The 24,342-nt window shown below is 69.0% G+C and carries 23 protein-coding genes; 12 read left to right on the plus strand and 11 right to left on the minus strand.

The features are described from left to right. Positions 1-119 precede the first annotated feature (119 nt). Positions 120-710, plus strand: a complete 591-nt coding sequence (locus SALMUC_RS10955; protein ID WP_021120234.1) for a L,D-transpeptidase — start codon at positions 120-122, stop codon at positions 708-710. A 147-nt stretch (positions 711-857) separates the two neighbouring features. Then, a complete protein-coding gene (locus tag SALMUC_RS10960; RefSeq protein ID WP_020039495.1) occupies positions 858-1,052 on the plus strand; it encodes a hypothetical protein in 195 nt (64 codons plus the stop codon). A 104-nt stretch (positions 1,053-1,156) separates the two neighbouring features. Here the strand turns inward: SALMUC_RS10960 and hemH are convergent, their stop codons facing one another. Continuing rightward, positions 1,157-2,221: a ferrochelatase gene (gene hemH, locus SALMUC_RS10965; RefSeq protein ID WP_020039496.1), complete on the minus strand. Its 1,065-nt coding sequence runs from the start codon at positions 2,219-2,221 to the stop codon at positions 1,157-1,159. A gap of 60 nt (positions 2,222-2,281) precedes the next feature. Then, positions 2,282-3,100, minus strand: coding sequence for a methyltransferase domain-containing protein (locus tag SALMUC_RS10970; RefSeq protein WP_020039497.1), 819 nt, complete (start codon positions 3,098-3,100; stop codon positions 2,282-2,284). Positions 3,101-3,129: 29 nt separating this feature from the next. Here SALMUC_RS10970 and SALMUC_RS10975 point away from each other — a divergent pair, with 29 nt between their 5' ends. From SALMUC_RS10975 to SALMUC_RS10990, 4 genes are read left to right on the plus strand one after another with little or no spacing between them, the layout of a single operon-like run. Continuing rightward, on the plus strand, positions 3,130-3,843 hold the full coding sequence (locus SALMUC_RS10975; protein WP_020039498.1) for a ComF family protein: 714 nt from the start codon (positions 3,130-3,132) through the stop codon (positions 3,841-3,843). Between the two features lie 47 nt (positions 3,844-3,890). Further along, complete coding sequence (grxC, locus tag SALMUC_RS10980; protein WP_020039499.1) at positions 3,891-4,148, plus strand: glutaredoxin 3; 258 nt, start codon at positions 3,891-3,893, stop codon at positions 4,146-4,148. Beyond that, positions 4,148-4,981 carry a carbon-nitrogen hydrolase family protein gene (locus SALMUC_RS10985; protein WP_020039500.1) on the plus strand — a complete coding sequence of 278 codons (834 nt, stop codon included), beginning with the start codon at positions 4,148-4,150 and terminating at the stop codon, positions 4,979-4,981. The genes grxC and SALMUC_RS10985 overlap by 1 nt, the downstream gene beginning before the upstream one ends. After that, positions 4,978-5,415, plus strand: coding sequence for a MarR family winged helix-turn-helix transcriptional regulator (locus SALMUC_RS10990; protein ID WP_020039501.1), 438 nt, complete (start codon positions 4,978-4,980; stop codon positions 5,413-5,415). Before SALMUC_RS10985 ends, SALMUC_RS10990 begins: the two co-directional genes overlap by 4 nt. 253 nt (positions 5,416-5,668) lie before the next feature. On the opposite strand, the gene ubiG is transcribed toward SALMUC_RS10990, so the two are convergent. Next, the gene (gene ubiG / locus SALMUC_RS10995; protein ID WP_020039502.1) at positions 5,669-6,400 is read right to left on the minus strand and encodes a bifunctional 2-polyprenyl-6-hydroxyphenol methylase/3-demethylubiquinol 3-O-methyltransferase UbiG; all 732 of its coding nucleotides are present in this window, start codon (positions 6,398-6,400) and stop codon (positions 5,669-5,671) included. A gap of 51 nt (positions 6,401-6,451) precedes the next feature. Here ubiG and pip point away from each other — a divergent pair, with 51 nt between their 5' ends. The 5 genes from pip to SALMUC_RS11020 all read left to right on the plus strand — a co-directional run bounded on the left by pip (position 6,452) and on the right by SALMUC_RS11020 (position 12,962). Beyond that, positions 6,452-7,450: a prolyl aminopeptidase gene (gene pip / locus SALMUC_RS11000; protein ID WP_020039503.1), complete on the plus strand. Its 999-nt coding sequence runs from the start codon at positions 6,452-6,454 to the stop codon at positions 7,448-7,450. A 36-nt stretch (positions 7,451-7,486) separates the two neighbouring features. Beyond that, positions 7,487-8,485, plus strand: a complete 999-nt coding sequence (locus SALMUC_RS11005; protein ID WP_020039504.1) for an ABC transporter permease — start codon at positions 7,487-7,489, stop codon at positions 8,483-8,485. Then, a complete protein-coding gene (locus tag SALMUC_RS11010; RefSeq protein WP_037371724.1) occupies positions 8,482-9,684 on the plus strand; it encodes an ABC transporter permease in 1,203 nt (400 codons plus the stop codon). The genes SALMUC_RS11005 and SALMUC_RS11010 overlap by 4 nt, the downstream gene beginning before the upstream one ends. A 4-nt stretch (positions 9,685-9,688) precedes the next feature. Then, complete coding sequence (locus SALMUC_RS11015) at positions 9,689-11,353, plus strand: ABC transporter ATP-binding protein (RefSeq protein ID WP_020039506.1); 1,665 nt, start codon at positions 9,689-9,691, stop codon at positions 11,351-11,353. A gap of 64 nt (positions 11,354-11,417) precedes the next feature. After that, positions 11,418-12,962, plus strand: a complete 1,545-nt coding sequence (locus SALMUC_RS11020; RefSeq protein WP_020039507.1) for an ABC transporter substrate-binding protein — start codon at positions 11,418-11,420, stop codon at positions 12,960-12,962. Positions 12,963-13,184: 222 nt separating this feature from the next. On the opposite strand, the gene hslU is transcribed toward SALMUC_RS11020, so the two are convergent. Together hslU and hslV are read right to left on the minus strand one after the other, a co-directional pair. Further along, the gene (gene hslU / locus SALMUC_RS11025; RefSeq protein ID WP_020039508.1) at positions 13,185-14,489 is read right to left on the minus strand and encodes an ATP-dependent protease ATPase subunit HslU; all 1,305 of its coding nucleotides are present in this window, start codon (positions 14,487-14,489) and stop codon (positions 13,185-13,187) included. Positions 14,490-14,537: 48 nt separating this feature from the next. Next, entirely contained in the window at positions 14,538-15,095 is a 558-nt protein-coding gene (hslV, locus tag SALMUC_RS11030; protein ID WP_020039509.1) for an ATP-dependent protease subunit HslV, read from the minus strand. 160 nt (positions 15,096-15,255) lie between these two features. On the opposite strand from hslV, the gene SALMUC_RS11035 reads away from it, so the two are divergent. Then, entirely contained in the window at positions 15,256-15,483 is a 228-nt protein-coding gene (locus SALMUC_RS11035; protein WP_020039510.1) for a DUF1413 domain-containing protein, read from the plus strand. Positions 15,484-15,551: 68 nt separating this feature from the next. On the opposite strand, the gene trxA is transcribed toward SALMUC_RS11035, so the two are convergent. The 6 genes from trxA to tsaE all read right to left on the minus strand — a co-directional run bounded on the left by trxA (position 15,552) and on the right by tsaE (position 24,325). Further along, entirely contained in the window at positions 15,552-15,872 is a 321-nt protein-coding gene (gene trxA, locus SALMUC_RS11040; RefSeq protein WP_020039511.1) for a thioredoxin, read from the minus strand. Positions 15,873-15,939: 67 nt separating this feature from the next. Further along, positions 15,940-19,299: a double-strand break repair helicase AddA gene (addA, locus tag SALMUC_RS11045; protein ID WP_020039512.1), complete on the minus strand. Its 3,360-nt coding sequence runs from the start codon at positions 19,297-19,299 to the stop codon at positions 15,940-15,942. Continuing rightward, positions 19,296-22,226: a double-strand break repair protein AddB gene (gene addB / locus SALMUC_RS11050; protein ID WP_020039513.1), complete on the minus strand. Its 2,931-nt coding sequence runs from the start codon at positions 22,224-22,226 to the stop codon at positions 19,296-19,298. Before addB ends, addA begins: the two co-directional genes overlap by 4 nt. Continuing rightward, a complete protein-coding gene (locus SALMUC_RS11055) occupies positions 22,219-22,899 on the minus strand; it encodes a nucleotidyltransferase family protein (RefSeq protein WP_020039514.1) in 681 nt (226 codons plus the stop codon). Before SALMUC_RS11055 ends, addB begins: the two co-directional genes overlap by 8 nt. Further along, positions 22,884-23,855: an aminoglycoside phosphotransferase family protein gene (locus SALMUC_RS11060; RefSeq protein ID WP_020039515.1), complete on the minus strand. Its 972-nt coding sequence runs from the start codon at positions 23,853-23,855 to the stop codon at positions 22,884-22,886. Before SALMUC_RS11060 ends, SALMUC_RS11055 begins: the two co-directional genes overlap by 16 nt. Next, positions 23,852-24,325: a tRNA (adenosine(37)-N6)-threonylcarbamoyltransferase complex ATPase subunit type 1 TsaE gene (gene tsaE / locus SALMUC_RS11065; RefSeq protein WP_037371802.1), complete on the minus strand. Its 474-nt coding sequence runs from the start codon at positions 24,323-24,325 to the stop codon at positions 23,852-23,854. Before tsaE ends, SALMUC_RS11060 begins: the two co-directional genes overlap by 4 nt. Positions 24,326-24,342 lie beyond the last annotated feature (17 nt).

A 24,342-nucleotide genomic window follows, 5' to 3' on the forward strand; every position in this document is an offset into this window, starting at 1 on the left:
GACATGACAGCCGATTGATTTGCGACTGAGGTTTTCGGATCATATACTCGCGTATCGGGAACTTTCCTGCTCTTTCGTGCGATTCCCATACGTTCCCGCCATACAAGGATCAGAAGGTCATGGCACACAAGCGATTTGACAGGCGAGCATTCCTGGCAAGCGGAACCGCTTTGCTCGCTACCCCGGCATTGGCGCAGGGCGTCACGGGCCCAGGCACCGTCGAGATGGAACGCGACCTGTCCAAGAGCGTGCGCCGCAACATCTCGGCCTTCCGGGCGCGGGACTGGCAGCCCTACTTCAACAACCTGAACAACGGCGCGATCCTCGTCGACATCGACTCGCGGGCACTGAACTACTGGCAGGAAGATGGCAGCTACCACCTCTATCCCTGTTCGGTGCCGCTGACCGAAGACCTGACCCGTCGTGGCCGCACCCGCGTCGTGCTCAAGGACCCCGAGCCCGACTGGCGGCCGACACCGTCGATGAAGCAGCGCAATCCCGAGTGGCCGGACTATGTCCCGCCGGGCCCCGACAACCCGCTGGGCACCCGGGCCATGCACCTGAGCTGGACCTATTACCGCATCCACGGCACACACGACACGCGGAAGATCGGCCGCCGTTCGTCGAATGGCTGCATCGGCCTCTACAACCAGCATATCGAAGAGCTGTACGGCATGGCCCAGGTCGGAACGCAGGTGTTGCTTATTTGACGACATGGTCAAGCCGCGGAAAATGCGAAGACAAAGTGGATTTGCAATCTCGGCGGTTTGGTGCTTACTCGAATTCACGAGGTAAGTCTTGGGTGCTTGCCGTGCGTCCCGGGGTGGGACGCGGCAGGCGATTATCTGGAGGATAACATGAAAAAACTCGCTCTCGCCGTCGCGTTCGCCGGTGCGGCCAGCTCCGCCATGGCCGGCTCCTATGCAAAAGACGAAGTGGTCATGGAGCCCGTCGTCGTCGTGGAAGAGACCCAACAGTCCTCTTCCTCGGCCGGCCTGGTCATCCCGCTGCTGCTGATCGCAGTCGTGGCTGCTGCGGCCGCTTCGGACTGATCGCTTCGATCATTCCAAAATGGAAAAAGGCGGTGCCGGGACGCACCGCCTTTTTTCTTGTCCGCACACCACCGGGGCCACCGTGCGGATGATCGGGGTGCGCCTCAGCGCACCCAGCCGCCGAGGTTCTCGTCGATGACCGTGGTCAGGGCCTCGATATGCTCTGGATCATCGTTGAGACAGGGGATGTAGGTGAACTGCTCCCCGCCCGCTTCCTCGAAGCTCTCCTTGATCTCCTCGTTGATCTCCTCGAGCGTTTCGATGCAGTCGGCAGAGAAGGCCGGTGCGATCACCGCGATCTTCTTCTTCCCTTCCTCGCGGGCGATGCGGGCGACTTCCTCGACGGTATAGGGCTTGAGCCATTCCTCGGGGCCGAAGACCGACTGGAAGGTCGTGCGGATCTCGCTCTCGTCCCAGCCCAGGCGCTCGCGCAGCAGGCGCGTCGTCTTCTGGCACTGGCAGTGGTAGGGATCGCCCTGCATCAGGTAGCGCTTGGGCATGCCGTGATAGGACACGATCAGCATGTCCGGCCGGTCCTCGACCGCCTCGTAGCCGCGTTCGACCGAGCGGGCCAGCGCCTCGATGTACTTGGGATGCTCGAAATAGGGGTCCACGACTCGCGCGGTGGGCTGCCAGGCTTCTTTCATCAGCGCACGGAAGAACTGGTCGTTCGCGGTCGCCGAGGTGGCGCCGGCGTAGTGCGGGTAAAGCGGGAAGAACAGGATCTTGCGGCAGCCCGCCTCGGCCATCGCGCGGACCTTGGACTCGGTCGAGGGATTGCCGTAGCGCATGCAGAAATCCACCATCACCTCGTCACCGTAACGCGCGTGCAGTGCCTCGCCGATGGCGGCGGACTGACGCTTGGTGATGGTCATCAGCGGGCTCTCGTCGAGATCCTCGTTCCAGATCGACTTGTAGGCCTCGCCCGAGGCGAAGGGCCGCTTGGTCAGGATGATGGTCTGAAGGATCGGCTGCCACTTCCACTTCGGGTAGTCGATCACGCGCTTGTCCGAGAGGAACTCGTTCAGGTAGCGCCGCATCGGCCAGTACGAGTAGTGATCCGGCGTCCCGAGGTTCGCCAGCAGAACGCCCACCTTCGGCGAAGCGACCTTGGGGTGATCGGCCGGGGCCGCTGCGGGCCGCTGCGGGCTGTTCGTGGCGTCGAGCATCTGTACCGTCCTGATGTTGTCCCGTGTTGCGGGAGTTACGTATCGGCTGGGCCGAATAGATCAATCCTCGACCGGCGTTTCCGTGGTGTTCAATGCGTCCGAGAGACGTTGCGCCGCAGAGCCGGGGCGCAGCGGCTGAGGCTGATCGGCCGAGGGCGCCCAGCCGGTCAGTGTGACCAGCTCGAAGGTCGCGGGCACGCGGCCCTCCGCGCCGAAGCTCTCGGCATAGATCTCGGCCGCACGCAGCAGCACGCTCCGCCGCGTGGGATGGCGCAGGCGGCCGGTCAGCGCGTTGGTCTCGCCCATGCCGCGCAGATCGCGCATCAGGTGCAGCGCCGAGCCGTAGCTGACAGCCAGCGGGAACGAGTCCGCCACCGGCAGGGCGAGGCCCGCCCGTTGCAGCAGCCCGCCAAGGTCGCGAATCTCGCCCATGGGCGCGACCCGGGGCGAGAGGCCGCCGGTGACCTCGATCTCGGCCTGTCCCAGTGCGGCGCGTAGCTCGGTGAGGGTTTCGCCGCCGAAAGCCAGCACGAGGCACAGCCCGTCGGGTTTCAGCGCGCGGCGGCACTGAATGAGCTGGCCCACCGGGTCGTTGGCCCAGTGCAGCGCCAGGGCATGAATGACCAGATCGTGCGCGCCTTCGTCCAGCGCCAGCGTCTCGTCGTCGGGGATCAGCCGGGCGCCGGGCAGGGCGCCCTCCCAGACCTGCGGGAAAGGCGTCACGACGGCGGGCGTCGTAAACTCTCTCTTAACCATTGCGAGGCGATCCTGCGCCTCGTCGCGGGCGGCCTCGTGCAGGAACAGCGCGGGGTCGCGGGCGGCGCGGGCGCGGTGCAGGGACAGGGCGGTGCGGTCGACAAGGGGCGATGGGCTGGACATGACGGGGAAATAGGGTGCTGGAGCGGGCGTTGCAAACGGCGGTTCACGCGATCTACCCGCCGCGCTGCCTTGTCTGCGGCGGGCTGGTCGAAAGCGACTTCGGTCTCTGCGGCCCCTGCTGGCGCGACACGCCCTTCACGGCGGGGCTGGCATGCGATCTATGCGGGGCGCCGCTGCCCGGCCAATCGGACCGGGCCGAGCACTGCGACGACTGTCTCGCGACGCCAAGACCCTGGGCGCAGGGGCGGGCGCCGCTGGTCTATGCCGGCAACGGCCGGCGGCTGGTGCTGATGCTCAAGCACGGCGACCGGCACGACATCGCCGCGACGGCGGCGGGGTGGATGGCGCGGGTGACGCGGCCGATCCTGCGGGAGGGGATGCTCGCGGTTCCGGTTCCGTTGCACCCGCGCCGCCACCTGAAGAGGCGCTACAACCAGGCGGCGCTGCTCGCGCGGGGCATGGCTCGCGCGCTGGGGATCGACTGGTGCCCCGACGCGCTGCGGCGCGGGCGGCACACGCCCTCGCTCGACGGGCGCGGGCGCGAGGAGCGGTTCGCCACGCTGGATGCCGCGATCACGGCCGTGCCGCGCCGCGCGGGGCGGCTGGCGGGGCGGCGGGTGCTCCTGGTGGATGACGTGATGACCAGCGGTGCGACACTTTCGGCGGCAGCGGCGGCCTGTCATGCCGCCGGAGCCACGGAGATTTGCGTCAGCGTTCTGGCACGCGTGACCAAGGATCACTAGGTTATCCCGTGACACCCGGGCGTTTCGCCCGTGAAAGGGATACCGACATGCAATCGATCGAGATCTATACCTCGCCGTTCTGCGGCTTCTGCCACGCCGCGAAGCGGCTTCTGACCTCCAAGGGTGCCGATTTCACCGAGATCGACGTCGCCGCCGACCCCGAGCGCAAGCCCGAGATGATCCAGCGCGCCAGCGGCGGCCGGACCGTGCCTCAGATCTTCGTGGGCGACACCCACGTCGGCGGCTGCGACGAGCTTTACGCGCTCGACCGTGCGGGCAAGCTCGACACGTTGCTCGCCGGCTGATGCGGGCGGCGCTTCTCCAGATCACCGCCTCGGACGATCCGGCGGGAAACCTGCGCATGCTGCTGCCGATGCTGCAGGAGGCGGCCGAGGGGGGCGCCGAGCTGGTGCTGACCCCCGAGGTCACAAACTGCGTCTCGGCCAGTCGCACGCACCAGCAGGGTGTTCTGCGCCAGGAGGGCGAGGACACCACGCTTGCCGGGCTGCGCGACGCGGCCTCGGCGCTGGGCATCTGGCTGCTGATCGGCTCGCTCGCGGTGAAGTCCGAGCCGCCGGAAGAGCGCTTCGCCAACCGGTCGTTCCTGATCGACCCCTCGGGCAACATTGCCGCGCGCTACGACAAGATGCACATGTTCGACGTGCAGGTGACCGAGACCGAAACCTACCGCGAATCCGCTGGCTTCGCGCCGGGCGACCGCGCGGTGACAGCGCCGACGCCCTTCGGCATGCTGGGTCTCTCGGTCTGCTACGACGTGCGGTTTCCCTATCTCTACCGCGCGCTGGCGCAGGCGGGGGCGCAGATCCTGACGGTGCCGGCGGCCTTTTCGCCGGCCACGGGCCCCGGCCACTGGGAGCCGCTGCTGCGCGCGCGGGCGATCGAGACGGGGTCCTACGTGCTGGCGCCCGCGCAGACCGGCGAGCATCCGGCGCAGCGCGGGCGGGCCCGACGCACCTACGGGCATTCCATGGCGGTCTCGCCCTGGGGCGAGGTCCTGGTCGACGCGGGCACCGAGCCGGGCGTGGTGTTTGTTGACCTCGACCCCGCGCAAGTCCAGAAAGCGCGCAGCCAAGTCCCGTCTTTGGAACATGACCGTGTCTTCTCCGGCCCCGCATGAGTGACAGCACCGCGCTTGCCATCTCGCTCTTCAGCGAGCTTCTGACAGCCGACCAGCTGTTGCGGAACCGGCTCACGCGGGTTCTGCCGAACAAGATGGAGATTTCGCACTTCTCGGTGCTGAACCATCTTGCGCGGGTTCAGGGCGAGCGCAGTCCGGCGCAGCTGGCGCGCAGTTTCCACGTCACGCGCGGGGCGATGACGAACACGCTGACCAAGCTAGAGATCGCCGGCTACGTGCACATCCGCCCCGACTGGGACGACGCGCGCCGCAAGATGGTGGCGATCAGCCCGGCAGGCCAGCGCGCCCGCGAGGCGGCGCTCTCGGCGATGACGCCGCTGATCCTCGAAATGGTGCGCGAGCTGGGCGACACCAAGGTCCGCGCCGCGCTGCCGGTGCTGCGCGAGCTGCGTGTGAAGCTCGAGGCGGACTGAGGCCGTTCCCGGCCCGGATTCAAGGCGCGCAGCGCCGCCGGGCCAGCGCCCGACCGCCCCCCGGGCGGGCGCTTTTCGAGGACAGGCCTGCCGTGTCGCGCGAAGGCATATGGCCGATGGATAAACTGCGTTGTCTCGACCGGCAGGAGCGCCCACCCGCGGTCGGGCGCCGGCCCTTCCGAGAGGTTTGGTGCGCGGGATCGGCCTGAAGTGCGCTGCGCGCCTTGTGTCCGGGCCGGGGGAAAGCCCGCCCTCAGGCCACCGCCGCCGTCACGTAGTTCACCGACAGGTCCCGGTCCGAGATCTTCCAGGCCCAGCTCACCGGGTTGAAGACGTAGCCCTTGCGGTCCACCGGCTCCATTCCGGCGTTGCGCAGCAGCTCGAAAAGCTCGTCCGGCGTGATGAACTTGGCCCATTCGTGCGTGCCCTTGGGCAGCCAGCGCATGACGTATTCCGCGCCCACGATAGCCATGGCAAAGCTCTTGGGGTTGCGGTTGATCGTCGAACACAGGTGCAGCCCGCCCGGCTTCAGCAGCTGGCGGCAGGCGGTCAGGTAGGCCAGCGGATCGGCCACGTGCTCGACCACTTCCATGTTGAGCACCACGTCGAAACGCTCGCCCGCCTCGGCCAGCGCCTCGGCCGTGGTGTGGCGATAGTCGATCTCCAGCCCCGACTGCTCGGCGTGCAGCTGCGCGACGGGAATGTTGCGCTCGGCCGCGTCGACGCCGACCACCTCGGCGCCCAGCCGCGCCATCGGCTCGCAGAGCAGCCCGCCGCCGCAGCCGATATCGACGATGCGCAGCCCCTCGAAGGGGGCGGGCGACGAGAGGTCGCGGTCGAACTCGCCCGCGATCTGCCGCGTGGTGTAGTCGAGCCGCACCGGGTTCATCATGTGCAGCGGCTTGAACTTTCCGTCCGGATCCCACCATTCCGCGGCCATGGCCTCGAACTTGGCGATCTCGGAGGGGTCGACTGTGACGGTCATATGAGCCTTTTCCCATGGTCTTTCGGGTTTCATTACCAATATAGATGGGACATGGACAAATTCCCGGGCCAAAAGCGCGCAGTGCAGTATCTCTATCCTCCCGTCGACCCATTCGATCAGCAGATGCTGGAAGTCGGTGACGGCCATCGCATCTACGTCGAGCAGTGCGGCAACCCGCGCGGCATTCCCGTGATCGTCCTGCACGGCGGTCCGGGCGGAGGCTGTTCGCCCGCCATGCGACGCTACTTCGATCCGCGCGTCTTTCGCGTCGTGCTCTTCGACCAGCGGGGCTGCGGGCGCTCGCGGCCCCATGCCAGCGTCACCGACAACACCACCTGGCACCTCGTCGACGATATCGAACGGATCCGGGAGTCGCTGCGGATCGAGCGTTTCATCGTCTTCGGCGGCAGCTGGGGCGCCACGCTGGCGCTGATCTACGCCATCAGCCACCCCGATCACGTCCGTCACCTCGTGCTGCGCGGGGTCTTCATGATGACGCAGGTCGAGCTCGACTGGTTCTACGGCGGGGGCGCGGGACAATTCTGGCCCGAGCCCTGGGAGCGGTTCTGCGACCTCATCCCCGAGGACGAACGCGACGACATGATCGGCGCCTATCACCGGCGGCTGTTCTCGGGCGACATTCGCGAAGAGACGCGCCACGCCCGCGCCTGGTCGGGCTGGGAGAACGCGCTGGCCTCGGTCTATTCCAACGGGGCCGGCGGCGAGGCACCGGGGGACTACGCACGCGCCTTCGCGCGGCTGGAAAACCACTATTTCACCAACCGCGGCTTTCTCGAGGAGGACGGCTGGATCCTCAAGAACGCCGACCGGCTCGAGGGCATTCCCGGCGTCATCGTGCAGGGCCGCTACGACATGATCTGCCCGCCGCAGCGCGCCTGGGAGCTCGCCCGCGCCTGGCCCGAGGCCGACCTGCACATGATCCGCAACGCCGGCCACGCCCTGTCCGAGCCCGGCATCAGCGCCGAGCTCGTGCGCACGATGGACCAGATCGCGGAGCACGAGGGTTTACACACGCCGCTGGACCGGTAATCTGGCCGATACCGATAACAAACCCCCGACGGTATTGTGAATCCTGTCGTTAAGATCATCCTTCAGCGCCTCGCGCTCGGACTTCTGACCCTCTTCATCGTTTCCATCGTGATCTTTACGGCGGTGAACATGCTGCCGGGCGACTTCGCGCAGGCGATCCTCGGGCAGGGCGCCTCGCCCGAGGCGGTCGAGGCGATCCGCCGCGATCTCGGCCTCGATCAGCCGCCGGTGACACGCTACCTGCAATGGTTGGGCGACGCGCTGCGGGGCGACCTCGGCAATTCCTTCGCGCAGGCCAACTTCTCGAGCTTCGTGGGCGAGGGCAGCGGGGGCGCCCGCGTGACCGTCGCGCAGCAGATCGCGCCGCGCTTCGCCAACACCATGTTCCTCGCGGGCGTGACGGCCGCCATCGCCGTGCCCTTCGCGGTGACGCTGGGCGTGCTGGCGGCGCTCTACCGCAACTCTGCCTTCGACAAGGCGGCGAACGTGGCGACGCTGACCTCGATCTCGAGCCCGGAATTCTTCCTCGCCTACGTACTGATCCTGTTCCTCGCGGTGCTGAACCCGGTGCTGCCCTCGCTCTCGAACATCTACGCCGACATGGGCTTCGGCGAACGGCTGGTGAAGACGCTGCTGCCCGCGCTGACGCTGACGCTGGTGGTCACGGCGCACATGATGCGCATGACCCGCGCGGCGATCATCAACCTGCTGGCCTCGCCCTACATCGAGATGGCGCGGCTCAAGGGGATCGGGCCGATGCGGGTGATCGTGAAGCACGCGCTGCCCAACGCGCTGGCGCCCATCATCAACGTGATCGCGCTGAACCTGGCCTATCTCATCACCGGGGTCGTGGTGGTCGAAGTGGTCTTCGTCTACCCGGGCATCGGGCAGCTCTTCGTCGACAGCGTCAAGATCCGCGACATCCCGGTCGTGCAGGCCTGCTGCCTGATCTTCGCGGCGGCCTACATCCTGCTGAACCTGACCGCCGATATCCTGTCGATCGCCACCAACCCGCGCCTGAGGCAGCCGAAATGACCTGGTGGATGTGGATCCTCGCCGCGCTGGCGGCGCTGCTGGCCGGGGGCTGGCTCTTCCGCTTCGTGGCGCAGAAAATCACCGGCAACCGCCCGTATTTCCGCGACATGCCCTTTGCCGTGGCCTTCGGTTACGTGCTGGCGGCCTCGGCGCTTGCGCTGGCGGTCTGGTACTACTTCCAGCCCGTGATGACCGAGGCTGGCACCCCCGACGCCGGGGTGACCTTCTTCCGCTGGGCGCTGCATGGCTTCGTCATCTTCGCGCTTGCGGCCTGGCTCTTCCGGCTGGCGGGGCGGCACGTGGGGACAGGGGGCTCGCGCAAGCTCTTCCGGGACATGTCCCTGACCGCCGCCTTCGGCGTTCTGGTGATCCTGCTCTACGCCTTCACGGCGATCTTCGCCGCCTGGCTGGCGCCCTACGGGCAGGAGGCGGTCTTCGACCAGGTGAACGCGCTGCCCGGGGGCGACGCGGCCAACGGGGGCAACCCGGACCACCTTCTCGGGACGGACCAGATCGGGCGCGACCTGCTCTCGCGGCTCATCTACGGCGCGCAGAACACCGTGGGCATCGCCTTTGCCACCACCTGCATCGCCTTCCTGCTGGGCGGCAGCCTCGGCTTTCTCGCGGCGACGCTGCAGGGCTGGTTCGACAATATCCTCAGCCGGGCGGTCGACGTGCTCATGGCGATCCCCTCGCTGATCTTCGCGCTGCTGCTGATGACCATCGCGAGCGCCTGGGCGGGCTCGCAGCAATGGCTGCTGACGGTCTACATGGTCTTCATCATCGCGGTGATCGACAGCACGCGCGTCTTCCGGCTGGCCCGCGCGGTGGGCATGAACATCGTCGTGATGGACTACATCGAGGCCGCCAAGCTGCGCGGCGAGGGGCTGGGATACCTCATCTTCCGCGAGATCCTGCCCAACGCCACCGCGCCGCTGCTGGCCGAGTTCGGGCTGCGCTTCTGCTTCGTCTTCCTGACCATCGCCGCGCTCTCGTTCCTCGGCGTGGGCATCCAGCCGCCGCTGGCGGACTGGGGCACCATGGTCCGCGACCTCGCGCAGTTCATCAACTTCGCGGCCTTCTCGCCGCTGACCGCCGCGCTGCCGATCATGGCGGCGGGGGCCATCGCGCTGCTGACCGTGGCGGTGAACTTCGTGGTCGACTGGATGCTCCAGCGCAGCTCGGGACTGAAGGAGTGAGCCGATGACCGAGGCGCAGGAGCAGACACCGCTGGTCCGGATCCGCGACCTGAAGATCGAGGGCCGCGCGGACGAGACCTGGATGCCGATCATCAACGGCGTCGACCTCGACCTGCACCGGGGCGAGGTGCTGGGCCTCATCGGTGAAAGCGGCGCGGGCAAGTCGACGCTGGGCCTCGCCGCCATGGGCTATACCCGCGACGGCGTGCGCATCTCGGGCGGATCGGTCGAATTCGACGGCATCGACCTGCTCTCGGCCTCGGCCGCGACCAAGCGCGCGCTGCTGGGCAAGCGCATCGCCTATGTCGCCCAGTCGGCGGCGGCCAGCTTCAACCCGGCGCACCGTCTCATCGACCAGCACGTCGAGGCGCCGGTGCAGCACGGCGTCATGTCGCGTTCGGACAGCGTCGAGGACGGCATCGAGCTGTACCGCCGCCTGCGCCTGCCCAATCCCGAGGAAATCGGTTTTCGCTACCCGCACCAGGTCTCGGGCGGTCAGCTGCAACGCGCGATGACCGCCATGGCCATGTCGTGCCGGCCCGATCTCATCATCTTCGACGAGCCGACCACCGCGCTCGACGTGACCACCCAGATCGAGGTTCTGGCGGCGATCCGCGACATCGTCGACCAGTTCGGGACGGCCGCGATCTACATCACCCATGACCTCGCGGTGGTCGCGCAGATGGCCGACCGCATCAAGGTGCTGCTGCGTGGCGACGAGGTCGAGGAGGCCGAGACGCGCGAGATGCTCGACCACCCGCGCGAGGACTACACGAAGAGCCTCTGGGCGGTGCGCGAATTCCGCCGCCCGCAGAAGCCCGACGCGGCGCCGGGCGCGGTGCCGGTGATCGAGGTCGACAAGGTCACCGCGGCCTACGGCGACACGACCGTGCTGCGCGATGTGAGCTTCAAGATCCACGAGGGCCGGACGGTGGCCGTCGTGGGCGAGAGCGGCTCGGGCAAGTCAACCGCCGCGCGCTGCATCACCGGGCTCTTGCCGCCGGCGCGAGGCAAGGTCCTGCTGGACGGCGAGGAACTGCCCCCGGATTACCGCAAGCGCAGCAAGATGCAGCTGCGGCAGGTCCAGATGATCTACCAGATGGCCGACACCGCGCTGAACCCGCGCAAGAGCATCGCCGAGATCATCGGCCGACCGGTCGAGTTCTACATGGGCCTGCGCGGCCGCGAGAAGCGCCGCCGCGTGGACGAACTGCTCGACCAGATCGAGCTGCCGGGCGACGAGTTCCGCCACCGCCTGCCCTCGGAGCTCTCGGGCGGGCAGAAACAGCGCGTGGGCATTGCCCGGGCGCTGGCGGCCGAGCCGCGCTTCATCATCTGCGACGAGGTGACCTCGGCCCTCGATCAGCTGGTCGCCGAGGGCATCCTCAAGCTTCTGGCGCGGCTGCAGGACGAGCTTCACCTGAGTTACATGTTCATCACCCACGACCTGGCGACCGTGCGCTCGATCGCCGACTGGGTCGTCGTGATGAAGGAAGGCCGCGTGGTCGAGCAGGGCCCCAAGGACGAGATGTTCCGCCCGCCGCACCACGCCTACACCGACCTGCTGCTCAGTTCGGTTCCGGAGATGGACCCGGACTGGCTGACCAACCTTCTGGCCGAACGCGGAGTTGATAACATCGGCGATGCGGCGGCTGATAAGATGCAATGAACGAATCACCCGCAGGGGTGGGGGCGGCCTTGCTCGCCGGAAAACGACAAAGGGAGAGTTTCAGATGGTGAGAATCAGCAGACGCGGCCTGCTCACGAGTGGCGCCGCCGCCGGTGTCCTCGCAGCCAGCGGCCTGCCGCTGCGCGCTCAGGCAAAGCGGGGCGGGCGCCTCGTCGTTGGCCTGAACGGCGCCAATACCTCGGACAGCTGGGATGCCCGGACGCACTCGGACATCTTCATGAACGCCGCCGGTCTCGGCACCGTTTACGACGCGCTGACAGAGGTGGCCGCCGACGGCTCGCTCAAGGGCGAGCTTGCCACCGACTGGGAGGCCTCCTCGGACGCCAAGACCTGGACCTTCAACCTGCGCCAGGGCGTGACTTTCCACAACGGCAAGCCCTTCGGCGCCGACGATGTGATCGAGTCGCTGAAGATGCACGTGGGCGAAGGCGTGAAATCCGCCGCCCAGCCCATCGTCTCGGCCATTTCCGAGATGAAGAAGGTCACCGACCACCAGGTGCAGTTCGTGCTCGAGCAGGGCAACGCCGACTTCCCCTACCTGCTGTCGGACTACCACCTGCTGATGTATCCCGCCGGCCAGATCGAGGAATCCATCGCCAACGGCATCGGCACCGGCCTCTACAAGGTGGTGAGCTTCGATCCCGGCGTGCGTTTCGTCGGCGAGCGGGTCGACAGCCACTACAAGGACGGCGAGGCCGGCTGGTTCGACGAGGTCGAATTCATCGCGATCAACGACATCACGGCGCGGATGAACGCGCTGCTGACCGGGCAGGTCGACGTCATCACCGACATCGACTTCAAGACCGAGTCGCTGCTCAAGGCGAACCCGCAGACCTCGATCTTCGAGGTGACGGGCAACCAGCACTTCACCTTCCCGATGCTGACCGACGTGGCGCCCTTCGACGACGTCAATGTGCGCCGCGCGCTGAAGTACGCGGTGAACCGGCAGGAGCTGGTCGACAAGATCCTGCTGGGCCATGGCGCCGTGGGCAACGACCACCCGATCGGGCCGGCGAACCAGTACTACTTCGACGATCTCGAGCAGACGAGCTATGACCCGGACCAGGCGAAGTTCTATCTCAAGGAAGCCGGGATGGAGGGCCTGTCGGTCGACCTCTCGGTCTCGAACGCGGCCTTCACCGGCGCCACCGATGCGGCCCAGCTCTACCAGGCCTCGGCCAAGGCGGCGGGCATCACCATCAACCTCGTGCAGGAGCCGGCCGACGGCTACTGGTCCAACGTCTGGCTCAAGAAGCCCTGGTGCGCCGCCTACTGGTCGGGCCGCCCGACCGAGGACCTGATGTTCTCCTCGGCCTACGAGACGGGCGTGCCGTGGAACGACACCCACTGGGACCAACCACGCTTCCAGGAGCTGCTGGTCAAGGGCCGTACCGAGTTTGACACCGACAAGCGGCGCGAGATCTACCACGAGATGCAGAAGATCCTGAACGAGGACGGCGGCGCGGTCATCCCGATGTACGCCAACTTCGTCGGTGCCAAGACCAACAAGGTCGCGCACCCCGAGACCATCGGCAACGTCTACAAGGTCGACAACGCCCGCCTCACCGAGCGGTGGTGGATGGCGTAAGCTGAACGCGAAACAAAAAAGGGGCCCGGCGCATCCGCCGGGCCCTTCTCATTTCTACCGGGCGATGACGACGGCACCGGCCGAGAGTCGGGAGGGTCCGCCGTGCCGAGGGGCGAGGCCTTTGCGTATTTTTGAACAAGAAGAAGCCTGGGAGCGCGCCCGTCTCTTCTTCTTGTTTTCAAATACGCAAAGCCGGCGGTCGCGGTCGGGCAGGACGCCGGATCAGAGCACGTAGCGGCTCAGATCGGTCGAGCGCGTCAGCTCGCCCAGATGCTCTTCGACGAAATCGGCGTCCACGGTCACCGTCTCGCCGGCGCGGTCGGGCGCGGCGAAGGACAGCTCCTCGAAGACCCGTTCCATCACCGTGTAGAGCCGCCGCGCCCCGATGTTCTCGACGCTCTCATTGACCTCGGCGGCGATGCGGGCCAGCGCCGCGATGCCCTCCTCGGTGAAGACGATCTGGACCTTCTCGGTCTCCATCAGCGCGCGGTACTGCAGGGTCAGCGCGTTGTCGGTTTCCTTGAGGATGCGCACGAAGTCCTCTTCGGTGAGCGCCCGCAGGTTCACCCGGATCGGCAGGCGGCCCTGGAGCTCCGGCAGCAGGTCCGAGGGCTTGGCGATGTGGAAGGCGCCCGAGGCGATGAAGAGGATGTGGTCGGTCTTGACCGGGCCGTGTTTCGTGCTGACGGTCGTGCCCTCGATCAGCGGCAGCAGGTCGCGCTGCACGCCTTCGCGCGAGACGTCGCCGCCCTTGGCGTCCTGCCGCGCCGCCACCTTGTCGATCTCGTCGAGGAAGACGATGCCGTTCTGCTCCACCGCCTGGATCGCGGCCTGCTTGACCTGTTCGTCGTCGAGCAGTTTGTCGGCCTCTTCCGAGATCAGCACTTCGTAGCTCTGCGAGACGGTCATCCGCTTGCGCGTGGTGCGCTGGCCGAAGGCCTTGCCGAAGATGTCGCCCAGGTTCATCCCCATGTTCTGGCCGGGCTGGCCGGGGATTTCCATCTGCGGGAAGGGCGAGGCGCTCTCGGCAACGTCGAGATCGATCTCGGTGTCGTCGAGTTCGCCGTCGCGCAGCTTCTTGCGGAACATCTCGCGCGTCGACTCGCGGGCATCGGTGCCGGCAATGGCCTCGATCACGCGATCCTCGGCGGCCTTGTGGGCGGCGCTCTTGACCTCTTCGCGCATGTGCTCGCGGGTCATGGCGATGGAGGCATCGACCAGGTCGCGCACGATCTGCTCGACGTCTCGGCCGACGTAGCCCACCTCGGTGAACTTGGTCGCCTCGACCTTGACGAAGGGCGCGCGGGCGAGCTTGGCGAGCCGGCGCGAGATCTCGGTCTTGCCGACGCCGGTGGGGCCGATCATCAGGATGTTCTTGGGATAGACCTCGTCGCGCAGCTCGTCCGAGAGCTGCTTGCGGCGCCAGCGGTTGCGCAGCGCCACGGCGACGGCGCGCTTGGCGTCCTTCTGTCCGATGATGAAACGGTCGAGTTCGGAGACGATCTCGCGGGGGGTCAGGTCGGTCATGTCAGGTCCTTTCGCATGCGACGGCGTGGGGTGTCCGGTGGACATCCGTCAGCCGGCGATCGTCTCGACGGTGAGGTTGCCGTTGGTGAAGACGCAGATGTCCGAGGCGATGGCCATGGCGCGCCGGGCGATTTCCTCGGCCGAATGCTCGCCGTCCATCAGGGCGCGGCCGGCCGCGAGGGCGTAGTTGCCGCCCGAGCCGATGGCCGTCACGTCATGTTCGGGTTCCAGCACGTCGCCGGCGCCGGTCACGACGTAGAGGTCGCGGCCGTCGCTGACGATCAGCATGGCCTCGAGCTTCTGCAGGTACTTGTCGGTGCGCCAGTCCTTGGCCAGCTCGACCGCCGCGCGCTGCAGCTGGCCGGGCGACTTCTCGAGCTTGGCCTCGAGCCGCTCGAGCAGGGTGAAGGCGTCGGCAGTTGAACCGGCGAAGCCGCAGACGACATCGTAGCCGCCGGGCGAGATGCGCCGCACCTTGCGCGCGCTGCCCTTGATGACCGTGTTGCCCAAGCTCACCTGTCCGTCGCCGGCGATGACCACCTGCCCGCCCTTGCGCACGGCGATGATCGTCGTGCCGTGCCAGCCGGGAAATTCCTTTTCAGACATGGGTCTTCCTTTCATGCTTGCCGCGATATGGGGCGCGGGGGCGCGAGCCGCAAGTCGGCTTCCGTTGGGGCATGCCCTAGCGCAGCGGCGCCGGAAAGCGAAGGGCCGGCCGGGGAAACCCGGTCGGGGGCCATGCGTTCCGCCCACGGAGGTCAGGACAATGGATGCATCCCTGCTCGACCGGCTGCGCCGGCACATCGAAGATCGTGCGCCCGGTGAATTCCACTTTCCGGAGGTCTACGGCGCGGGCTGGAAGGCACTGCCGATCGGTGACCGCGTGCGGCTGGGGCACGCCTTTCTGGATGCCGTGCGGCGAGGTGACCTGCCCGGGGTCGAGGACACCGGGCGCAAGGCCGATGGCGGGCGCATCTACCGCAAGATCGGCTGAGATCTCCCCAGCATGAAAAAAGCGCCGCGGCGGGCGCGGCGCTTTTCCCGTTTCGCCTGTGGCGGCGATCAGATGGAGTCGTCGATCCAGCTTTGCAGCGAGGCCTTGGGGGCCGCGCCGGCGCGGTTCGAGACGACCTGGCCGTCCTTGAAGATGAAGAGCGCCGGAATGCCGCGCACGCCCATGGCGGCGGCGGTGTTGGGGTTCTGGTCAACGTCGACCTTGGCGACCTTGATCTTGCCGCCGTATTCGTTGGCGAGCTCTTCGAGCGCCGGGCCGATCTGCTTGCAGGGGCCGCACCACTCGGCCCAGAAGTCTACCACGACGGGGACATCGGAATTCTTCACTTCTTCGTCGAAGGTTGCGTCGGTGACGGGAACGGTGGCCATGAGACCCTCCTTGCGCGTTGGGCAGCTGTAACTTGGACAGGGAACGTATGGGCGGCCCGGAGAGTCGTCAAGGCGACGTGGTGCGTGCCAGCGCCTCGGACACAAGATCATGAGGCAGTGCCATGCATTCCTGCGTCGCCGTCCAGAGAAGCGCCGTCTCGATGACGCGGTCGGGGTATATCGCCGCCAGCGCTGCCGCGTAGGCGCCCATCTGGCGGAGCAGGCCCTCCGGCACCTCCCCGGGTCCGGCGGGCACGCGGCGGTTGGACTTGAAGTCCACGGCGGTCACGCGATCCGGGGTCACGATGAGCCGGTCGATCACGCCGTGAATGCGGCCCACAGGCGCGATTTCGGCCGAGACCGGGACCTCGGCGAACGCCCCGGGATCGAAGACATGCGCCAGCGCGGGCGCGGCGAGCACCGCCAGCGCCTCCTCGACCAGGCCATCGGTCGAGAGCGGGGGGTCCTCGACCAGGGCCATCACCGCAGGGGCGGCAGCGGCCCGGCGGTGGTCGGGCAGGGGGGCGAGGTGCTCCAGCAGCAGGTGCAGCGCGGTGCCGCGGCGCATGGCCTCCTCGGTGTCGTCCCCCTCCTCGCCGGGCAGCGCCTTGGGCCCGCCGAGGTCCGAGGGGCTGCGCGCGCCCGAAGCTTCGGGCGGCGGCGCGGCCGGGGTGACGAGATGCGCGGGAAGGTCGACCTCGGTGCGGGCGGCTTCCTTCGGCACGACGTGGTCGAGCTCGGGCCAGGTTGCGGGGCCCAGGCGCAGGCCCTCGGCCCGGTCCTCGGGGCCGAAATCGTAGAGCGCCGTCTCGGCGCCCGCCGCCTCCATGCCCAGCCGCACCTGGTCGAACCAGGCGTCGCCGTCCTTGCCCAGCGTGCCCGCGGCGGCGACCACCAGCCATTTCTCGGCTCGCGTGAGCGCGACGTAGAGCAGCCGGTCGCGTTCGCGCGCCGCCGCTTCCTTGGCGCTGGTCAGGGCCTGCTGCTGGCGGGCGGGCTGCGCGTCGGAGGCGGCCTTCCAGACCACGCCGTCCTCGTCCGAGAGCAGCGCATCGCGCACCGTGGTGTCGGGCTGCGCGCAGTCGGGCAGGATCACGATGGGTGCCTCGAGCCCCTTGGCGCCGTGCACGGTCATGACGCGCACGCGGGCGCCGGCGCTGTCGGGGGCGCGTTTGATCTCGAGGTCGTCGGTCTGCATCCACTCGAGGAAGCCAGTCAGCGAGGGCACCGCCGTCTGCTCGTAGGCCAGCGCCTGTTGCAGCAGCGCGTTGATGCCATCCTCGGCTTCCTCGCCCAGTCGCCCCAGCAGGCGGCGCCGGCCGCCGTGGCGGGTGAGGATGCGCTCGACGAGGTCGTAGGGCCGCAGGAAATCGGTGCGGGCGTTCAGGTCGTCGAGCATCGCCAGCGTCTCGGGGAACCGGTCGCGAGCGGCGCGCAGCGCCTGCCAGAGGTAGGCGCGTTCGCCGCGTCCATGCGCCAGCGAGAAGAGATCCTTTTCCGAAAGTCCGAAAAGCGGCGAGCGCAGCGCCGTGGCGAGCGAGAGGTCGTCCTCGGGCGTGGCGAGGAAGGACAGCAGCGCACCGATGTCGCGCACCGCGAGTTCGGACATGACCTTGAGCCGGTCGGCACCGGCGATGGGCAGTCCCTCCTGCTTGATGGCGCGGATGATCTCGGAAAAGAGCGCCCCGCGCCGCCGCACGAGGATCAGGAAATCGCCCGCATGGGCCGGGCGCGTACGATAGTCGCCGCTGTTGCCGATCTCCTCGGGCAGGGGTGTGCCGACGGTCTGCCCGATGAAGTGCGCGATGCGGCGGGCGAGCACCACCTTGTGATGCGTCTCGCCCACGCGGTCCACGGGTTCGAACCATTCGGTCTCGTCCTTTTCCGCCTTCACCGGCGGCAGGTGCGGCCAGAGGTCCACGCGCCCCGGCATCGCCGCCTTGAAGGCGCGGTGCGTCTGGTCGGGCGAGAAACCGGACGGTTCGCGGCCCTCGAACGTACAGTCCACCAGACGCAGAATCGGCTCGGCCGAGCGGAAGCTGTAGTCGAGCTGCATCCGCGACAGCGGTGCTGCGCTGCGTTGCAGGCGTTCGGCGAAATCCTCGGCCATGCGGTCGAACTCGCGCGGGTCGGCGCCCTGGAAGGAGTAGATCGACTGCTTCTTGTCGCCCACCACGAAGATCGTCCGCCGCACGTCGGCCCGCGCGCCCTCGCCGCTGGTGAACTCGTGCGCGAGCCGGGCGATGACCTGCCACTGCACCGGCGCGGTGTCCTGCGCCTCGTCCACGAGGATGTGGTCGATGCCGCCGTCCAGCCGGAAGAGGACCCACTGCGCGACGGCATCGTCCGAGAGCAGGTCGCGCGCCCGGGTCACGAGGTCGTCGAAGTCGAGCCAGCCGCGCCGCATCTTCTCGGCCTCGTAGGCGGGCAGGAAGGCCTGCGCGAAGCGGTGCAGCGTCACCTCGCGCTCGGCGGCGGTGATCGCGAGGCGGGTCTCTCGGGCCTCCTCGACGCGAGCCGCAAGCTGCGCGAGCGCCTCGGCATCCGGTCCCAGCGCGGTCTTGCAGTCCTTGGTGATCGCGCGCGAGCTGACCGTGCCCGCCTGCGTGAGCAGCGCGTCTTCCAGCACCAGCAGCCCCTCGACGCCGGGGCCGGCGAACTCGGCGAGCTTGGCGGCGGTCTTCTGGTCTGTCGCCTTGCCCGCCTGCAGGATGGGCAGGGCGGTGGCGACGAGCTGACCCTCGCTGCCGAGGAAGACGCGGGCCAGCAGGTCTTCGCGGGTCACGCCGGCCACGCCGTAGGCCTCGCGGATCGCCTCCGGGTCGCGCGGCGGCAGGAAGGCGTCGCGATGGCCGCAGATCGCGCGCAGCAGCGGCTCGGGCGCCTCGGGCAGCTCGTCGGCCATGGCGCCGACGAGATGCGCCTGCGGCCCCTCGGCCAGCGCATCCAGCACCTCGGCGCGCAGGATCTCGGCGGCGCGATCCTCCATCTCGGCGAACTGCGGCGAGACGCCGGCCTCGAGCGGGAAGCGCCGTAGCAGGCTGGCACAGAAGGAGTGGATCGTCTGGATGCGCAGCCCGCCCGGCGTCTCGATGGCGCGGGCAAAGAGCGTGCGCGCCTCGGCCAGCCGGTCGGCGGGCAGCGGCCCGTCGAGGCCCAGCCCGCGCAGTTCCTCGGCCAGCGCGACGTCATCCTTCATCGCCCATTGCCCGAGACGGCGGAACAGGCGGTTCTGCATCTCGGTTGCGGCGGCCTTGGTGTAGGTCAGGCAGAGGATGTGCTCGGGCAGCACGCCGTCGAGCAGCAGCCGCGCCACGCGGTCCGTGAGCACGCGGGTCTTGCCGCTGCCCGCGTTGGCGGCAAGCCAGGTCGAGGCATCGGGCCGCGCCGCCTGGACCTGCCGTTCGCTGGCCTCGTCGCGCCTCATGACAGGTCCTCCCGGGTCGGCTCGTCGATCACGTCCCATTCGCCGAAGCGCGAGAGGTGGTCGTATTCCGCGCGGTCGTTCTCGCGCAGCAGCGCGGCGCGGGCGGTATAGCCCCGGTCAGGCTCGAACCACCGCTGGATCAGCTGCTCGAACTCGGCCCAGACCTGCGCCGCGGGCATCTCGTCCAGCGGTGCGGGCACCTCCTTCGGCGGGCTGCCGATCGAGACGAAGCGCGCGCGCTCGGTGTGGCGGGGCGCAAGGTCGGCGAAGGCGCCGTTCTCGACCATCGCGGCCTCGAGCAGGAGCTGCTTGTCGAAGTATTTCTGCTCGTTCGCGCTGGGCGCCTTGCCGGTCTTGTAGTCGTAGAGATGCGCGTTGCCGCGTTCGTCGATGTCGATGCGATCGGCCTGCCCGGTCAGCACGAAGCCCAGCGAGGGCAGCTCGCCGCGTCCCTTGACCTCGAAGTGGCGCGGCGCGGCCTCGGCCTGCCGGGCCTGCTCGGTGCGCACGAACCAGTCGGCGATCTTGCCCATGCGGGCCTGCCACAGGTGCCGCGTGACCGGCCAGGGCACCGTCTGCGGATCGCCGATCACCTCGGCGGCGAGCCGGGTCAGTGCCTCGGGCGAAAGCTGCGATGGGTCCGCGACCGTGTCCTTGACGAAGCGTTCCAGCACCGCGTGGCTGAGGATGCCGCGCAGCAGCGCGTCGGGTGCCCGTTGCAGCGGGTTGAGCGCCGAAAGCCGCAGCACGCGCTTGGCGTAGACGTGGAAGGGATCGCGGATCAGGTGCTTGATCTCGGTGACGCTGAGACGGCGGGGCCGCGCCTCGACAGGCGGCGCCGGCGAGGGGCGCGGTGCGGGCGGCGCCGTCACCGGCGCCTCGATCGCGCGCGCCCGGTCGAGCCAGAGCGCGCCTCGGCCGCGCATCGCCTCGAGCGCCTCGGGGCCCTGTTGGTCGGGCAGGCCGGTCATCAGGTTCATCAGCCGGTTCAGCCAGCGCGAGGGCACGGTCTCCGCGTCGTTGGATTTCAGCGCGCGGGTCAGCCAGACCTCGCGCGCGCCGGCCGCCTGCTGGAAGTCGTGCGCCGAGAGCCCGATCCGCCGCTCGGGCAGCAGCAGCCCCGCGTCGTGCCGCATCCGGCGGTTGAGCCAGGGATCGGCGCCGGGCAGTTCGGGCCAGCTTCCCTCGGTCAGCCCGGCAAGGATCAGCAGGTCGGCGCCCATCACCCGCGCCTCGAGCGTGCCCCAGATCAGGATGCCGGGATGCGGCGCGTCGGTTTCGCGCAGCTCGCCGCGTCCGATCACCGCCGAGAACAGGTCGGCGTAGTCGCGCGCGTCGAGATCGGTGCCGTGCTCGGCCTCCCGCCGCAGGGTCTCGACGGTCTGGTGCATCTTGCGCCCAGCCGCCGCCTGCCAGAGTTCCGAGGTGCCGGTCTGCGCGCCCTGCGCGATGGCTTCGGCGCGGGCGAGGTGATCGTCGAGCCACTCGGCCAGCGGCCGGGTGCCGTATCTCGGCGGCTGGCAGAAGCAGCGCGCGACCCAGTCGGCCCATGTGCCGAGGTCGCGCGCCTCGCCCCAGGCGACGATGCGCTCGGCCGTCGGGAAGGGCCAGCCCTTGCGCCGGATGTGCAGCTCCAGCTCGCGCGTGGCGAGCAGGTGGTCGTTGCGGCCGCCGGCGCTGTGGGTCAGCGGGTGCTTCAGCAGCGTGAGCAGCGCCTCGGCCGTGAGGTCGCGCTGTGCGAGCGCCGCGACGTGGCGCAGGAAGCGGCCCGGCGGTGTGAGCTGCAGCGGCGTGCCGGCGCTGTCGTCGGGCAGGATGTCCCAGCGGTCGAGCGCCGCCGTCACCTGCCGCGTCAGCATCCGGTCGGGCGTGATGAGCGCCGCCGTCTGCCCGTCCTCCGCCGCCTGCCGCAGGCGCAGCGCGATGGCCAGCGCCTCGTCCCGGGGGGCGGGCGCCTCGACCAGCGTGACGCCTTCGGTCGTCTGCACGAGGTCCGGCAGCTGCGGCCCCTCGCGGCGCCACTGGTCGGTGACCGGCGCGGGGCGCAGCGCGAGCGAGATCAGGCGGTTGCGGTCGGGCGCGGGGGCCGCCTCGTCGGTCCAGCGGGCGATGTCATCGGGTGCGACGCCAAGGTCGTGCATCAGGCGGGCAAAGCGGAACTGGGGGTGATCCTCGCCCGAGAGCGCGTCGGTCAGGCCGCTCCAGACCTGCGCCGGCTGGTCGAAGTCGTAGCCCGGCAGCACCACGGCGCCCTGCGGCAGCCTGGATATGGCGCGCATCAGCCGGTTGGTCGATCCGCGCGAGCCGGTGGAGCCCGCGAGGATCACGGGGTGCTCGGGCGGATCGCTCTCCCAGCTTTCGAGCAGGCGGTCCAGCGCCAGCCGGCGCAGCGCGGTCTCGTCGGGCGAGTCGTCGCCGGCCTCGAAATAGCGCTGCACGATGTTCAGGAAGCTCAGCGCGCGCTGCCAGTGGCCGGATTCGTCGCTCACGTCGAGCGAGGCGATACGCTCGGGCGAGACGCCCTCGTCCTGCATCTCGTCCATCAGCGTGGCGAGGCTGTCGGCAAGGTCGAAGAGCGCCGTGCGCGGGGCCAGGTCGGGCTGCTGGTCCAGCAGTTTCGACACCAGTTCGGTCAGTTCCAGCCGCCGCCGCAGGCCCGAGACGGGCTCGGGCAGGTCGGCCAGCGCCACCGGATCGCCAAGCGCCGTCAGCAGGCGGACGCGCGGCAGCAGGCAGGCCGGGCCTTCGTCGAAGAGCGCCTTCACCCGCCGCGCCATGCGGCTTGTGTTCACGATCAGCTCGACGCGGGCCATGGCCTCGGGCGGCTGGCCCGCCATGCGTTCGCGCAGCCCGTTCACCAGCGCGGCGGGAAAGTCCACGCCCGGCGGCAGGGCGAAGAGGCGCGGGCCGGGGGCGGGGTCAAACATGGTCGGCCAGCATCGCCTCGGCCAGCGCGATGCCCTCGGGGTGGCCCACGTCGCACCAGTGACCGCCGTAGGGCTGGCCGAAGAGCCGGCCCTCGGCGGCCATCTCGCTCCAGACCATGTTCAGCGAGAAGACCGCGTCGGACACGCCCGCCAACCGGTCGGTGCGCAGGATCTGCGCGCCGGTGTAGATCATGTCGCCGCCGCGGCTCAGCCTTCCGTCGCTTCCGAGGGTAAAGTCGCCGCCGCCCTTCCGGCCCACGGCCTGCGCGGGCGGCACGCAGAGCAGCAGCGCGTCCATGCGGTCGGGGTCCCAGGCCTGCGCCAGCGCGCTCAGCGGGTTCGGCCCGGCCCAGACCGCGTCGGTGTTGAGCGTGAAGACAGGGTTCGCGTCCAGCAGCGGCAGCGCGGCGCGCAGGCCGCCGCCGGTGTCGAGGATCTCGGGCGCTTCGCGCGACAGGGCCACGCCGGTTCCATCGAGATGCGCGGCAAGCTGGTCGGCGCGGTAATGCGCGTTGGCGACCACGCGCGACGCGCCCGCGTCCTCGGCCAGGGCGCGGGCGTGGTCGATCAGCGGTCGTCCGGCGACCGGGATCAGCGGCTTGGGCCGGTCGGCGGTGAGGGTGCCCATCCGGGTGCCGAACCCGGCGGCGAAGAGCATCAGGGCGTCGGGCATGGGGACTTGAGCCTTTGCAGCGTGACGGGATCGGGCGGCGGAAGCGCGTCCTGCAGGATCGCGGCCACGGGCGCAAGCGCCGGGTGGCGCAGGTCGTGCTGCAGGTGGCCCCAGACGCGCGGGATCAGGTCGATGTAATGCGGCTTGCCCCGCGTCGCGGCGAGCCGGGCAAAGACGCCGAGGATCCGAAGGTTGCGCTGGGCGCCCAGCACCGCGAGCGCCGCACGGAACGGCGCTTCCTCGCGACCCGTGGCCTCGAGGTAGTGCCGGATGCAGGCCTCGGCCGTGGCGGGGGCGACGTCGCGGCGGGCATCCTCGATCAGCGAGACCAGATCGTAGGCCGGATGCCCCTGCAGAGCGTCCTGGAAATCGAGCAGCCCGGCGCGGGCGTGGCCTCTGCGGTCCGGCAGCCAGAGGATGTTTTCCGCGTGGTAGTCGCGCAGCACAATGACACTGGTGTCGTTCGCATGCGTCGTCAGGACCGCGTGTAAGGCCGCGATGCAAGCGTCGCGCGCACCGGGCGCCGGGCGGCCGGCACCGCCAGCGTAGCAGTCGAAGGCAAGGTCCGTGGCCTCGGCAAGCTGCGCGGGCGTGGCGCGCGGCAGGTCTGCGGGCGGGGCATGGCCGTGCAGCGCGACCAGCGCCTCGGTTGCCGCGCGGTAGAGCCGGGTTTCCGTTCCGGCATCCGTCGCCAGCCGGGCGATCAGCCCGTCGCCCAGGTCCTCGAGCAGCAGGCCGTCCGACGCCTCGGCCAGCACGCGCGGGGCGCTGAGGCCCAGCGACAGCAGGTGCTGCGCCAGCCGCGCGAAAAGCGCCACGTCGCCCTCGGGGTCCTGCATGAGGATCGCTGTTTCGTCCCCGCGTCGCAGCCGCCAGTAGCGCCGGGCCGAGGCATCTCCCGCCAGCGGTTCGGCCGTCGCATCGGCCCAGGGTGTTCCGGTCAGGATGTCGCTCATGCGGCCAGCGGCGGGATGACGCCGTCCCAGCGTGGGTCGGTCCAGGCGGCCTCGAGACGGCGCGCGTCCTCGTCCTCGCCGGCGGTGAAATGCAGCGAGAGCGCCTCGGGCGGCGCCAGTTCGCCCAGGCGGTCGGGCCATTCCACGAGGCAGATCGCCGTCTCGAAGGCCTCGAAGAGGCCCAGCTCCTCGACCTGGTCCGGATCGCCGAGCCGGTAGAGATCGGCATGCCAGACCTCGCCCGCCGGGGTGTCGTAGCTCTGCACCAGCGTGAAGGTGGGCGAGGGCACGTCCTCGGGCATCTCCTGCAGGGCCTGGATCAGGCAGCGGGCGAAATGCGTCTTGCCGGCGCCGATCTCGCCGGAGAGCAGCAGCACGTCGCCGGGGCGCAGCCCGGGTGCCAGGGCCGCGGCAAGGGCGCAGGTGTCTTCGGGAGAGGCGAGCGTGAGCGCGGCGCGGGGCGGTGACATGGGCGCAAGATACCCGC

This window comes from Salipiger mucosus DSM 16094 (genome assembly GCF_000442255.1).
Classification (GTDB): Bacteria; Pseudomonadota; Alphaproteobacteria; order Rhodobacterales; family Rhodobacteraceae; genus Salipiger; species Salipiger mucosus.

Excerpts from the sequence above, each read along its gene's own strand:
- addB (WP_020039513.1), bottom strand. The coding sequence starts at position 22,226 with ATGTTTGACCCCGCCCCCGGCCCGCGCCTCTTCGCCCTGCCGCCGGGC.
- SALMUC_RS10960 (WP_020039495.1), top strand. The coding sequence starts at position 858 with ATGAAAAAACTCGCTCTCGCCGTCGCGTTCGCCGGTGCGGCCAGCTCC.
- SALMUC_RS10990 (WP_020039501.1), top strand. The coding sequence starts at position 4,978 with ATGAGTGACAGCACCGCGCTTGCCATCTCGCTCTTCAGCGAGCTTCTG.
- SALMUC_RS10955 (WP_021120234.1), top strand. The coding sequence starts at position 120 with ATGGCACACAAGCGATTTGACAGGCGAGCATTCCTGGCAAGCGGAACC.
- SALMUC_RS10985 (WP_020039500.1), top strand. The coding sequence starts at position 4,148 with ATGCGGGCGGCGCTTCTCCAGATCACCGCCTCGGACGATCCGGCGGGA.
- SALMUC_RS11020 (WP_020039507.1), top strand. The coding sequence starts at position 11,418 with ATGGTGAGAATCAGCAGACGCGGCCTGCTCACGAGTGGCGCCGCCGCC.
- SALMUC_RS10970 (WP_020039497.1), bottom strand. The coding sequence starts at position 3,100 with ATGTCCAGCCCATCGCCCCTTGTCGACCGCACCGCCCTGTCCCTGCAC.
- pip (WP_020039503.1), top strand. The coding sequence starts at position 6,452 with ATGGACAAATTCCCGGGCCAAAAGCGCGCAGTGCAGTATCTCTATCCT.
- trxA (WP_020039511.1), bottom strand. The coding sequence starts at position 15,872 with ATGGCCACCGTTCCCGTCACCGACGCAACCTTCGACGAAGAAGTGAAG.
- tsaE (WP_037371802.1), bottom strand. The coding sequence starts at position 24,325 with ATGTCACCGCCCCGCGCCGCGCTCACGCTCGCCTCTCCCGAAGACACC.
- SALMUC_RS11055 (WP_020039514.1), bottom strand. The coding sequence starts at position 22,899 with ATGCCCGACGCCCTGATGCTCTTCGCCGCCGGGTTCGGCACCCGGATG.
- addA (WP_020039512.1), bottom strand. The coding sequence starts at position 19,299 with ATGAGGCGCGACGAGGCCAGCGAACGGCAGGTCCAGGCGGCGCGGCCC.
- grxC (WP_020039499.1), top strand. The coding sequence starts at position 3,891 with ATGCAATCGATCGAGATCTATACCTCGCCGTTCTGCGGCTTCTGCCAC.
- ubiG (WP_020039502.1), bottom strand. The coding sequence starts at position 6,400 with ATGACCGTCACAGTCGACCCCTCCGAGATCGCCAAGTTCGAGGCCATG.
- SALMUC_RS11010 (WP_037371724.1), top strand. The coding sequence starts at position 8,482 with ATGACCTGGTGGATGTGGATCCTCGCCGCGCTGGCGGCGCTGCTGGCC.
- SALMUC_RS11035 (WP_020039510.1), top strand. The coding sequence starts at position 15,256 with ATGGATGCATCCCTGCTCGACCGGCTGCGCCGGCACATCGAAGATCGT.
- SALMUC_RS11060 (WP_020039515.1), bottom strand. The coding sequence starts at position 23,855 with ATGAGCGACATCCTGACCGGAACACCCTGGGCCGATGCGACGGCCGAA.
- hemH (WP_020039496.1), bottom strand. The coding sequence starts at position 2,221 with ATGCTCGACGCCACGAACAGCCCGCAGCGGCCCGCAGCGGCCCCGGCC.
- hslV (WP_020039509.1), bottom strand. The coding sequence starts at position 15,095 with ATGTCTGAAAAGGAATTTCCCGGCTGGCACGGCACGACGATCATCGCC.
- SALMUC_RS11015 (WP_020039506.1), top strand. The coding sequence starts at position 9,689 with ATGACCGAGGCGCAGGAGCAGACACCGCTGGTCCGGATCCGCGACCTG.
- hslU (WP_020039508.1), bottom strand. The coding sequence starts at position 14,489 with ATGACCGACCTGACCCCCCGCGAGATCGTCTCCGAACTCGACCGTTTC.